The 12,231-nt window shown below is 56.2% G+C and carries 10 protein-coding genes; 2 read left to right on the forward strand and 8 right to left on the reverse strand.

The window, feature by feature from the left end:
- Positions 1-68: 68 nt before the first annotated feature.
- From VRC33_RS00125 to VRC33_RS00135, 3 genes are all read right to left on the reverse strand, one after another.
- Positions 69-1,103, reverse strand: coding sequence for a LacI family DNA-binding transcriptional regulator (locus VRC33_RS00125; protein WP_338559623.1), 1,035 nt, complete (start codon positions 1,101-1,103; stop codon positions 69-71).
- Positions 1,104-1,330: 227 nt separating this feature from the next.
- A complete protein-coding gene (locus VRC33_RS00130) occupies positions 1,331-1,993 on the reverse strand; it encodes an OmpA family lipoprotein (protein ID WP_338559625.1) in 663 nt (220 codons plus the stop codon).
- Between the two features lie 108 nt (positions 1,994-2,101).
- Positions 2,102-2,665: a DNA-3-methyladenine glycosylase I gene (locus VRC33_RS00135; RefSeq protein WP_338559627.1), complete on the reverse strand. Its 564-nt coding sequence runs from the start codon at positions 2,663-2,665 to the stop codon at positions 2,102-2,104.
- 199 nt (positions 2,666-2,864) lie between these two features.
- Here VRC33_RS00135 and VRC33_RS00140 point away from each other — a divergent pair, with 199 nt between their 5' ends.
- Positions 2,865-4,808, forward strand: coding sequence for an autotransporter domain-containing protein (locus tag VRC33_RS00140; RefSeq protein ID WP_338564395.1), 1,944 nt, complete (start codon positions 2,865-2,867; stop codon positions 4,806-4,808).
- A gap of 89 nt (positions 4,809-4,897) precedes the next feature.
- Here VRC33_RS00140 and VRC33_RS00145 read toward each other — a convergent pair whose 3' ends face one another.
- The 5 genes from VRC33_RS00145 to fdnG all read right to left on the reverse strand — a co-directional run bounded on the left by VRC33_RS00145 (position 4,898) and on the right by fdnG (position 11,111).
- A complete protein-coding gene (locus tag VRC33_RS00145) occupies positions 4,898-5,509 on the reverse strand; it encodes a glutathione S-transferase (RefSeq protein WP_338559630.1) in 612 nt (203 codons plus the stop codon).
- A gap of 79 nt (positions 5,510-5,588) precedes the next feature.
- Entirely contained in the window at positions 5,589-6,512 is a 924-nt protein-coding gene (gene fdhE / locus VRC33_RS00150; RefSeq protein ID WP_338559633.1) for a formate dehydrogenase accessory protein FdhE, read from the reverse strand.
- On the reverse strand, positions 6,512-7,156 hold the full coding sequence (gene fdoI, locus VRC33_RS00155; RefSeq protein WP_338559635.1) for a formate dehydrogenase cytochrome b556 subunit: 645 nt from the start codon (positions 7,154-7,156) through the stop codon (positions 6,512-6,514). The genes fdhE and fdoI overlap by 1 nt, the downstream gene beginning before the upstream one ends.
- Entirely contained in the window at positions 7,153-8,049 is an 897-nt protein-coding gene (gene fdxH / locus VRC33_RS00160) for a formate dehydrogenase subunit beta (RefSeq protein WP_338559637.1), read from the reverse strand. Before fdxH ends, fdoI begins: the two co-directional genes overlap by 4 nt.
- A gap of 11 nt (positions 8,050-8,060) precedes the next feature.
- The gene (gene fdnG, locus VRC33_RS00165) at positions 8,061-11,111 is read right to left on the reverse strand and encodes a formate dehydrogenase-N subunit alpha (protein ID WP_338559639.1); all 3,051 of its coding nucleotides are present in this window, start codon (positions 11,109-11,111) and stop codon (positions 8,061-8,063) included.
- Positions 11,112-11,413: 302 nt separating this feature from the next.
- Here fdnG and fdhD point away from each other — a divergent pair, with 302 nt between their 5' ends.
- Entirely contained in the window at positions 11,414-12,229 is an 816-nt protein-coding gene (fdhD, locus tag VRC33_RS00170; RefSeq protein WP_338559641.1) for a formate dehydrogenase accessory sulfurtransferase FdhD, read from the forward strand.
- The last annotated feature ends 2 nt before the right edge of the window (positions 12,230-12,231 follow it).

Genomic DNA, 12,231 nt, shown 5'->3' on the forward strand with positions numbered 1-12,231 from the left:
GATCGCGCTCACGATGTAAACAATTAGTCGTAGGGGATGGTCTGAAAAATGCGGGAAAAATGGCGCGATCAGGCTTTGCGGGCAGTGAATTTTGTGGAGTCCCTGACAATCAACTCGCCGGAAAAGAGGCCTTCATAAGGCGGAGCGGTGTCGCCCTCAATCCGGCGGATAACCTGTTCCAGGGCGGAATACCCTATTTGCCACGTCGGCTGCTTCAGCGTGGTGATCCCCACGCCAGCCAGCTCTGACCATTCAAGTTCGTCAAAGCCCAGCAGGCCGATTTTTTCACCCCACACCAGCTCAAGACGCTTGAGGGAACGGGCAACCTGAAGGGTCAGGGCACCGTTCACCACCAGCACGGCGCAGCGCCTGGTATGATGTTGTTGCCAGAAGGCTTTCAGTGCCCGATCCATGGCGGCAGGATCGTTAAGGGCTACTTCACTCTGTCCGGCAAAGCGTTCGGGGTGTCGGGCCATTGTGCGATGAAAGGCCTGCAGACGTTCGTGACGGGTGTTAACCATCCCCAGCGGCTCAGTGACAAACAGGATCGCCTGAAAATCCTGCTCGATCAGATGGCTGGTCACCTGGGTCGCCGCTTCATCGTTGTTCAGCCCGACCACATCGCAGGGGAAATCCGGAATTTTACGGTCAATCAGCACCATTGGCAGCAAAGATTGCTGAAGATGGCTCAGCGCCTCTTCCCGCATGCCAACCGCATTCACCACGATGCCCTCAACCTGATAGCTACTGAGCAGGTTGAGATAATGCTGCTCCTGATCGACCTCATTGTTGGTGTTACACATCAACAGGGTAAAGCCCTGTGCCCGGCACGCTGCTTCCACGCCGGACATCACGCTGACCGAATAGGGGTTGGTGATATCAGCAATAATCAGCCCGATCAGCCGGGTGCGGCCCCGCTTAAGACCGCGAGCCATCTGGCTTGGGCGGTAGTTAAGTTCTGCGATGGCCGTTTCAATCCGCTGCTTTAAATCAGACGAAAGGACATGCTGCTCGCCATTAAGATAGCGCGAGACGCTGGTTTTCCCGGTATTAGCCGCTCTGGCGACGTCGCTGATGGTGGCTCGTGCAGCCTTGCGGTTCATAGCGATCCTTAAGAGTAAAATGAGGAAAAGCGTAACTTCAGCCATCGCTGGCCTTACTACCTTAAGAAAGTCCGTTTTTACAACGGCTGTGCGGGCCATGATAAAGCATAAGTGCAGGCAGGCCCATCTTTGAGCGAAAGCGATGTGACCGCAAGGGATGGGAGCAGAGAAAAATGGCGTGGGGGCGGGAAAACACCGGGCTCTTCTGGCAGCCCGGTGTCAGGATATTACTGCAGAGGACTCAGGGTGATTTCCACACGACGGTTCTGCGCTTTGCCTTCGGTTGTGCTGTTGGAAGCCACAGGATTGTCCGGACCCATTCCGGTGGTGCGGATACGGTTGGCTGCCACACCCTGGGTGATCAGGGAGCTGCCAACGCTGTCTGCACGCTGTTGCGACAGCGTCATATTCAGCTGACGGCTGCCGGTGCTGTCGGTATAGCCAGCCACGTTAACCGCGGTTTTCGGATACTCTTTCAGGACCATCGCCACGCCGGTCAGGGTATTTGCGCCCTCAGGTTTCAGGCTGCTGCTGCTGCTGTCAAAGGTGACGTTGTTCGGCATATTCAGCACGATATTGTCGCCCTGGCGGGTCACACTGACGCCTGTTCCACGCATTTTCTCACGCAGTTTGGCTTCCTGCGCATCCATATAATAACCTGCTCCACCTCCCAGTGCTGCACCGGCGGCGGCACCAATCAGTGCGCCTTTGCCGCGATCTTTTTTGGAAGAGGAGAGCATGCCAACGCCAGCACCAAGGGCGGCACCAAGACCGGCACCTACGCCAGCCTTACCGGCTTCGCGCTCACCGGTATAAGGGTTAGTTGTACAGCCAGACAGAGCAATCGTACCGCTCAAAACCAGAGCGAGGGTGATATAGCGCTTCTTCATGGGGGTTCCTTCTCTAACGCAACGGCGGGCAAATTTGCCCGTAAACCCCGATTATGCCGGTGTACGCCGGAAAAAAACGGTGCTTTGCTCTTAAAGTGTAAACAGAGGCTACGTCAGGTTGTCCGGATGGCAAAAACAGCCCGTGGTATGGTCGTTGATCAGCCCGCACGCCTGCATAAAGGAGTAACAGGTGGTGGTACCAACGAATTTGAAACCTTTCTTTTTTAGCGATTTGGAAAGGGCGTCTGAAGCCGGGCTGAAGGCAGGTGCCGTGCGAAAATCCTCATGCCGGTGAATCTGGGGTTCGTTACCGACAAAACCCCAGAGATAGTGATTAAATGCCTCACCTTTAGCCTCCATAGCAAGAAGCGCCCGCGCATTAGCAATGATGGCGGAAATTTTTCCCCGGTGGCGAATGATGCCGCTGTCCAGCATCAGCCGGTCCACATCTGCTTCTCCCATCAGGGCCACGGCCTGGGGATCAAAATGATGAAACGCATTGCGATAATTTTCACGTTTCCGCAGCACCGTCAGCCAGGAAAGCCCGGCCATCTGGCCTTCAAGGCAGATCATTTCAAACAGCTTCTGCGTGTCGGTAACCGGCACACCCCATTCGGTATCGTGGTAAGCAAGGTAAAGAGGATCCTGAGTAACCCAACCGCATCGCTGCATCCTGAGCCTTCCTTTTTAAGAGTGGTGAAAAAATAGCCTTCAGCGCCTTGACGTTACCGCTTTCCAGGCAATAGTTATTCAACAGGTTGACCAGTAAAACATAAATAATACACCTTGCCGATTTTGGGCTCTTTCCCGGAGTCACTTCATGATAAAGAAACGCACTGGCACGCACCGTTTAGCCTTTGGGGCGGTGTGGATGGCTTGTTATCTCTGCTCTACCAGCCCTGCAATGAGCTGGGATCAGCTTTATGTCTTTGGCGACAGCCTGAGTGACAGCGGCAACAATGGCCGTTACACCTGGGATGGCAGCCAGCATCCGCTGTATGACGATATCCTGGCGGCAAAAATTAACCAGTCTCTGCGTCCTTCCGATCAGGGCGGTACCAACTATGCCGCCGGAGATGCGGTGGCTGTTCCGCAACTTAATCCGGACGATAACACGGCTGACCAGGTGAACACCTATCTGGGCGCGAATGGCGGCAAGGCCGATGCCAACGGGCTTTACGTTCACTGGGTCGGGGGGAACGATCTGGCCGCCGCCGCGCTGAATCCGCTGGCGGCAAACGAGATCGTCAGTAACAGCGCCTTTGCCGCAGCGAGCCAGGTACAGGCGCTGCTGGCTGCCGGGGCCAATACGGTCATTGTACCCACAGTGCCGGATATAGGCGCCACGCCAGCGCTACTGGAAGCGGTGATCCAGGTCGGGCTGGCGCCGGTGGCTGATGCGGCGTTGACGGCAGCTTTTAACTCGCTGAACAGACAGACCACCTTAAATCAGTCAGCCCGTGACGGAGCTATCAGGCAGGCGTTGACTGCCGCCGCCGGCCAGTTGACCTCCGTTCCCCCACTTCAGAACATTATTGCCAGCCAACTCTACGAAGCCTGGCAGACGTTAAGCGCGCAGGCCAGCGCCCTGACCAACAGTTATAACCAGCAGGAGGAGAGCCTGCTGGCTCAGCAGGGCGGCAATATTGTCCGCGTGGACGTAAATGGGCTGTTCAGCGAGGTACTCAGCAATCCGGCGCTTTACGGGCTGACAAATACGGCGGGGATGGCCTGTCCACCGGGCGTTTCAGCCGCTGTCTGTAGCTCAACCATGCCGGGTTTTTCCAGCGAACAGGCCTTTTTGTTCGCCGATCGTTTACACCCCAGCCCGGCAACGCATTTACTGATAGGTGACTACGTTCAGGCGGTGCTGGATGGCCCGGCCCAGGTTGTGGCGCTGAATCAGGCCACGCTGGCAATGTCGCGCGATGCACGAGCCACGCTGGACAGCCGGCTCCAGCAGCAGCGCCACGGCGACAACCCCCAGGGCACGTTCAGCTTCTACGGCGGCTATGCGGGCCAGCACGATCAATACACCGGCAACCTGGCGGCAGGTGACGGTGATGCCACCACCCACAACCTGACGCTGGGCGTGGACTACAAGCTGACCGATAACTGGCTGGTGGGAGCGTTAGTCTCCGGCTCCAACGACAATCAGCAACCCACGCCACGGTATGAATACAAAATGCGTGGCTGGCTGGTTTCCGCCTACAGCGAACTCTCTTTCTTCGACAATGGTTGGGTGAATACCGATGCGCACTATGCGTCGGCGAATTACGACGACATCAAACGCAGCATGACTCTGGGGCCCGCCACCCGCACGGAAAACGGCGAAACTGACGGTACCCAGGTAGGCGCGCGCATTACCACGGGCTGGGATTTCCCTGTGGCCTCCTTCCTCACGACCGGGCCGGTGGTGCAGTACGCGCTGGATTACAGCTCGGTAGATGGTTATCAGGAGGAGGGTGAAAGCAGTACGGCTATGCGCTTTAACGATCAGAATTATCACTCGCAAATCGGTGCGCTGGGCTGGCGGGTGGATTCCCAATTGGGCTGGCTGAACCCCTGGGCAGAAGTGAGCTACAACCATCAGTTTGGCGATAACGTCTGGCGCGCCGGAGGCGGACTGAAATCCACGCAAACCTCGTTTACCCGTGACTCCGCTGACCAGGACAGCAACTGGGTGGATGTGACCGTAGGTGCGCATATGCCGCTGGGGGATTCCGTAGCGGCGTTTGCGTCGGTTTCTCAGACCGGGGGGTTAAGCAGTGGCGAGCAGTTTATGTATAACCTTGGCGTCAGCGCCCGCTTCTGAAGAGCGGCGAAACAGGAGGCTGCCGGACTGGCGTCCGGTAGCCTTGTCAGCAAGGCTTAAAGAGCGCGTTGCTCTGGCAGAGCGCCGGATCAGGCGGTAGGAGGAACGGTGCGGGCAAAGCTTTCGCGCTGAAACATCTTTTCGGCAAGCTTCACCAGTGCCGGACGCTTTACGCACCAGTTTGGCAGAATGCGCCGGAAGTTCAGGAAGCCAATCAGGCAGGCCGTAGCGATATCGGCAATGTTCAGCGTTTCGCTGTTCAACACCGTGCCTTTAGCCGCCTCTTTTTCCAGAGCATCCAGGCCACGTTCAATTTTTTCACGCTGGCGCAGCAGTTGTGCCGCCATCTGGAATTCGGGTGGACGCATCTGTTCACGCAGTAAAATCACCGCTGCATCGCCAATACCGTCTGCCAGGGCTTCAATTTGCAGCACTTTCAGCGCCGCCAGTTTATCCTCAGGCACCAGCGCTGGCGCGATATCCAGTTGCTCAAGGTAAGCGGCAATAATGTGGGAATCGTACCAGGTTTCTTCCGGGCTGGTCACCAGCGCGGGGATTTTTCCCAGTGGATTAAAATCCGGAACATGGCTCTCATCAGTCCAGGGATTTTCGTTAATAAATTCAAACGTGATGCCCTTTTCCAGCATGATGACGGAGATTTTACGTACGAAGGGACTGGTATAAGTGCCAATTAATTTCATTCCGCTTTTCTCCTGTGGCGGCCAGCGCTGCGCGGCCTGCTCTGACGAATAGGGCCGCTGGCCAGGCCAGCGGCAAAGGTCATTCTCCCGGAAAAAGGAAAGGATTCAGACTGCTACGTGAAAACCCTTCCTGCTCCATACGGGCATCCAGGATCAGTGAGGCAAGGTCATCCGCCACCGGTTCAACCGCCGGGTCCTTTTCCTGATAAAGCATTTTCAGGTAGGTGCCACAGTCCCCGCAGCTTTCGGCTTTGATGGCCGCCACTTCACTGTCCAGTGACCAATAGTGTAGATCACCGGTCTGTTCACAGTTGCTGCATTTTGATCGCACCACATGCCATTCACTTTCGCAGAGGTTGCAGTGCAGATAGCGCAGACCGCCCTGGGAGCCAATATGGATCACGCTGGCGACCGGCACGCTGGCACAAACCGGACAAAATTGCCGTTGTTCACCCGATTCTGCGCGCGCTTTACCGGGGATCAGGGCGGCCATCTGCGCCCAGTAGAGTGACAGTGCCGCCCAGATAAACGGCGATTTATCACTGCTGACCTGAGCAAAGTCGTTGGCAAACAGCGCACTGGCCAGGGTCTCCAGTTCGTTTGCCGAGGTTTTTTCCAGATTCTCCAGCGATGCCAGCGCCTGCCCGGTCATCTCAGGCTTCATTTCGGCAATCAGAGAGTGCAACAGGCGCTGCCAGTGGGGATCTCTTGGCAGCGTATGGATATCCAGCGGCGGTTTACCGCTGAGTGCCGTTTCAACCAGCCGCGCGTGGAGATCCATCCGCAGCGGATGATCGTACAGCACGATTTCCTGGGCGCTTGCCACCACCGCAGCAAAGCGTAAATAGTCGCCAAGCGGATTTTTATCCGCCAGCTGTCGCAGTCGGGCGGCACGGCGGCTGTATAAATTTTTCAGTCTGGGGAAAAGTAACGGCGGAATCATCTCCGCCGTTGTTCTGTCGCTTTTCTCCAGCTGTTCCTGCGGGATTATGCGAATGCTCATCAGGGACGTTTTTCCTGTTGTTTCGGGTGCCGTTCACGAACGGCACGATACCAGCGCGGATGGTGGTGTTTCGCCCAGGAAGGGGTAACCCAGCCTTCCACCATCGCGGTAAGGGTGCCTTTCACCCACAGTGCAGCGTAGATATGCACCATGATAACGATGATCAAGCCCACCGCCGAAACGGAATGGACAACCAGAGCAAGGCGAATCACCGGGATAGGAAAAGCGCCGGCAAACCAGGGTCGCCAGATCACAATGCCGCTGGCCAGCAACAGCAGTAAGCTGAAGATAGCCGCCCAGAAAACGCACTTCTGTCCAAAATTATAGCGCCCGGTATCTCCAACTTCCTCGTTTTGAGCAACTTTAAGAATATTTTTAGCCCACTCAATGTCTTCCCGCTCCGGCAGGTTGTGCCGCCAGTAGCGGAAAAACATCAGCAGAAAGGCGACAAACATCAGCACGCCCACAAAAGGATGAAGAATACGCGCCAGCTGTGGCGTGCCCATAATCAGCATCAGCCAGTTAAATGAGGGGAAGAAAAACCCCAGCCCACTGAGCGCCGCGAACACAAAGCTGAACGCCACAATCCAGTGGTTAATCCGTTCAGGCGCGCTGTACCGCTGAATGCGATGATGCTTTTTCATTGCCGATCCTCCTTGTCCTGCGCTTCGTCCTCATGCTCTTCCACCCGATTCGGCCCTATGCCGACATAATGGAACACGCTGGCGGCAAAGGTGGCGGCAAAGCCCACGGCGGCCAGCGGTTTCCAGATCCCCTTCCAGAAGGTGACGGTGGGGCTGATGCCCGGATTGTCTGGCAAGCCGTGATAAAGCTGCGGCTTGTCAGCGTGATGAAGCACGTACATAACGTGTGTACCGCCCACGCCCTGCGGATCGTAAAGCCCGGCATGGACATAGCCCCGGCTGTTCAACTCCCGGACGCGCTCACCCGCCAGCTCTTTCATCTCCTCTTTGCTGCCAAAGTGGATAGCGCCGGTTGGACAGGTTTTCACACAGGCCGGTTCCTGACCTACAGCAACACGATCGACGCACAAAGTGCATTTATAAGCGCGGTTGTCCTCTTTATTGAGACGAGGAACGTTGAAAGGACAGCCTGCGATACAGTAACCACAGCCGATGCAATGTTCCGACTGGAAGTCGACGATACCGTTGGCATACTGAACGATCGCCCCTTCGGCAGGGCAGGCTTTCAGGCAGCCGGGATCGGCACAGTGCATGCAGCCGTCTTTGCGGATCAGCCACTCCAGCTTGCCGTGCTCTTCCACTTCGGCGAAGCGGATCACCGTCCAGGATTTGGCGCTGAGATCGGCAGGGTTATCGTAAACCCCGAGGTTTTCGCCGACTTCATCGCGGATATCATTCCACTCCGAGCAGGCAACCTGGCACCCCTTACAGCCTGTGCAGGTGGTGACGTCGATCAGTTTCGCCACTTCCTGCTGATGATCCCGCACCCGCGGCGGCGGGGTTAAAGAGTTCGTTGCTGAACGGCGGAGAATATTCTGGCTTTGTAGTGACATAATGTGCTCCTTTACACTCTCTCGACGTTAACAAGAAACGCTTTATATTCAGGCGTTTGTGAATTGGCATCGCCCACTGAAGGGGTCAGGGTATTGGCCAGGAAGCCTTTACGGGTGCTGCCTTCAAACCCCCAGTGACAGGGAATGCCGATGGTATCGACCTGCTGACCATCAATGGTTAATCTCGGCAGACGCCGGGTAACTACCGCCTTAGCTTTGATATAACCGCGCTGAGAGCTGACTTTTACCGTATCCCCGGCTTTAATCCCTTTGGCCTCGGCCAGTTCTGCGCCGATCTCGACAAACTGTTCGGGCTGGATAACGGCATTCAGCCGCGCATGTTTGGTCCAGTGGCGGAACAGTTCGGTAATGGAGTAGGTGGTGGCAACGCAGGGGAATTTATCCGCCTTACCCAGCGCCTCTGCATCCCGTTTGAACAGCCGGGCTACCGGGCTGTACACCACGGCAGGGTGCAGAGGATTGGTGCCGGTAGGGCTTTCCAGCGGCTCATAATGCTCCGGGAAAGGTCCGTCGCCGAGTTTATCCAGCGCAAACAGATGCCCCATGCCGTCCGGCAACATGATGAAAGGCCCAATCTGCTTTTCTGGTGCGGCGGTAACCGGGTAGTCCGGCACGTCGATGCCTTCCCAGCGCTGGCCGTTCCATTCGATAAGTTTGCGCAGCGGATCCCAGGCTTTGCCCTGGGGATCGGCAGAGGCACGGTTATAAAGAATTCGCCGGTTCAGCGGCCAGGCCCAGGCCCAGTTGTTTACCGCGCCCAATCCTGAAGGATCGCTATTATCACGTCTTGCCATCTGATTACCCGCAGAGGTCCAGCTTCCGGAGTAAATCCAGCAGGCGCTGGCGGTGGTACCGTCGTCACGCAGGTCGGCAAAAGAGTTCAGCTGCTGGCCTTTTTTCAGCAGCAGCTTGCCGTCCGCATCCACAATATCGGCCAGCGCACTGCCGTTGTTCTCCATTGCCACTTCTTCCGGCGAAGGCGACCAGGGATCGGTATAATCCCAGCGCATTGCCAGCAGCGGTTCAGCCGCCACGCCTCCTTCCTCACGGTAGAGCTGGCGCAGACGCAGGTAGATATTGCCGAGGATTTTACCGTCGTGCAGCGCTTCGCCCGGCGGGGTGGCTGCGGCCCAGTGCCACTGCAAACAGCGGGAGGAGTTGGCGATGGAGCCGTCCTCTTCCGCAAAGCAGGAGGAAGGCAGACGGAACACTTCTGTCTGGATCTCTCTGGGATTCACATCGTTGAATTCGCCATGATGCTGCCAGAAGGTGGAGGTTTCCGTGCTCAGCGGATCGATCACCACCATATATTTCAGCCTGGAGAAGGCGCGGAAAGCTTTGTTCTTGTCCGGGAAGGCGGCCAGCGGGTTAAAGCCCTGAACGATATAGCCATTCAGTTTACCCTCGACCATCATTTCGGCCTGGGTCATACAGTCGTAACCTTTGTCCCACTTCGGCAGCCAGTCAAAGCCCCAGCTGTTCTCTTTCTGCGCTTTGTCGCCGTAGAAGCTTTTCATCAGGCTGACGAAAAACTTAGCGGTGTTCTGCCAGTAGTTAACCTGCCCCGGCAGCAGCATGGCTGGCGTGGTTTGTTGCAGGTAGTTTTCAAGGGTGGTCTGCTTCTCTGAAGGCAGCGTCAGATAACCCGGCAGGCTTTGGGAAAGCAGCCCCAGATCGGTAAAGCCCTGCACGTTAGAGTGGCCGCGCAGCGCGTTGATCCCGCCGCCAATCATTCCGATATTACCAAGCAGCAACTGCACCATGGCGGCGGCGCGGATAATCTGCGAGCCATTAGAGTGATGCGTCCAGCCCAGCGCGTAAAGCACGCTGGTGGTGCGATCCGGTACAGAGGTTGTCGCCAGTTGCTGACAGATTGTCAGGAAATCCTCTTCTGGCGTGCCGCAAATCCGGCTGACGAGCTTTGACGTGTAACGGCTGGCATGCGCTTTGAGTAAATTCCACACGCAGCGCGGATGCGTCAGCGAGTCGTCACGCTTTGCATGGCCTTCTGCGTCCAGCTCATAGTGCCAGCCGGTTTTATCATACTGACGCGTGGCTTCGTCGTAGCCGCTGAACAACCCATCCTGGAAACCGTAGCCTTCACTCACAATCAGCGCAGCATTGGTATAAGCCTTCACATACTCATGCTGAACTTTGTTGTGTTCCAGCAGGTAATTCACCACGCCCATTAAGAAGGCGGCATCGCTGCCTGCACGCAGGGGCGCATAAATATCGGCCACCGCGGCGGAGCGGTTAAAACGCGGATCGACCACGATAACGGTGGCGTTGTTTTTGGTTTTAGCTTCCACCACCCATTTGAAGCCTACCGGATGCGCTTCCGCCGGGTTACCGCCCATAATCAGGATAACGTTGGCATTTTTGATGTCGGTCCAGTTGTTGGTCATCGCCCCGCGACCAAAACTCGGTGCCAGCGCGGCTACGGTGGAACCGTGGCAAAGCCTGGCCTGATTTTCCAGCGCCAGCATCCCCATTGAACGGGCAAATTTATGATCGAGCAGGCCTGTTTCATTGCTGGCAGCGGAAGAGCAAAGCATCCCCGTTGTCAGCCAGCGGTTAACCGTGGTGCCAGCGGCGTTTTTAATCTGAAAGTTTTCGTCCCGATCGTTCTTCATCAAACGGGCAATGCGCGTAAAGGCTTCGTCCCAGCTGATGCGCTGCCAGCGATCGGAGCCTGGTGCGCGGTATTCAGGGTATTTCAGCCGTTGATCGCTGTGGATATAATCCAGCACCCCGGCACCTTTCGGACACAACGATCCCCGGCTCACCGGATGGTCCGGATCCCCTTCAATATGGTAAATGGTGGAAAGGGCATTTTTCGCGCCATCGCCAAGGCTGTAAATCAGCATGCCGCAGCCGACGGAGCAGTAAGTACAGTTATTACGGGTTTCTTTACTGCGCAGTAATTTGTTCTCGCGAACCGATCCCATTGCTGATGTTGGCGAAAAGCCAAGAAGTGCCAGAGAGGTTCCGGCCATCCCACCGGCACAGATCTTAAAAAAGCTTCGTCTGTTCATTTGCATGTTATGTTTTGCTCACTCTACGTTCCTTGAGTGCGCAAAATAACAGGCTGAAAAGGGCATTGTTTGATGGCAATCAATAAGTCAGTTGTTTACGGTCATTTAATTAACAAGATAACTACTTGTGGGTATCATTCTTAAGCAAACCCTTGGTATCAGGGCGTGCACTTAAGATAAGGATTAAATTTGCATAATTTTTGCGGTTATCCGCCGACAGGTTCAGACTCTCTGCACGCTTACTTCAGGCATTAAGCCAAAGCGTAGCTACGGGGTTTAACAGGTTGAAAAAGACAGGTGACGTTCAGGTGAATAAAAACGGTGAGCAGGTGAGTGATATTGCAGGGTTGAGTCAGGTTCAGGTCCGGCAGCGCCGTTCGCTGGAGACGCCTGAGGATGACTGGCTGGCCGAAGAAGTGCCGGTGGCGCTGGTGTATAACGGCATCTCGCATGTGGTGATGATGGCCACGCCAAAAGACCTGGAAGCCTTTGCGCTTGGTTTCTCGCTCTCTGAAGGGATTATCCGTTCACCTGCCGATATCTACGGCATTGATATTCAGCCCTCCTGTGGTGGAATTGAAGTCCAGGTGGAGCTTTCCAGCCGCCGCTTTATGGGGCTGAAAGCGCAGCGCAGGGCGATGGCCGGCCGCACCGGCTGCGGCGTGTGTGGCGTGGAGCAGTTGGAAGAGATCGGTAAGCCCATCCAGCCGCTGCCTTTCACCCAAACCTTTGAGATTGCGCGGCTGGATGAAGCTTTATCGCAGTTGAAAAGCTACCAGCCTGTTGGGCAGCTTACGGGATGTACCCATGCGGCGGCCTGGATCCAACCGGATGGCAATCTGGCTGGCGGATGTGAAGACGTGGGCCGCCATGTGGCGCTGGATAAACTGTTGGGTCAGCGTTGTCAGCAAGCTGACTGGCAAAATGGTGCGGTGCTGGTCTCCAGCCGTGCCAGCTATGAGATGGTGCAGAAATCCGCGATGTGCGGCGTCGAAATCCTGTTTGCCGTTTCAGCCGCCACCAGGCTGGCGGTGGACGTCGCGCAGCGCAGCAATCTGACCCTGGTAGGCTTCAGCAAGCCAGGTCGGGCAACGGTTTATACGCATCCTGAGCGACTGATTTAAGC

This window comes from Erwinia sp. E_sp_B01_1 (assembly GCF_036865545.1).
Classification (GTDB): Bacteria; Pseudomonadota; Gammaproteobacteria; order Enterobacterales; family Enterobacteriaceae; genus Erwinia.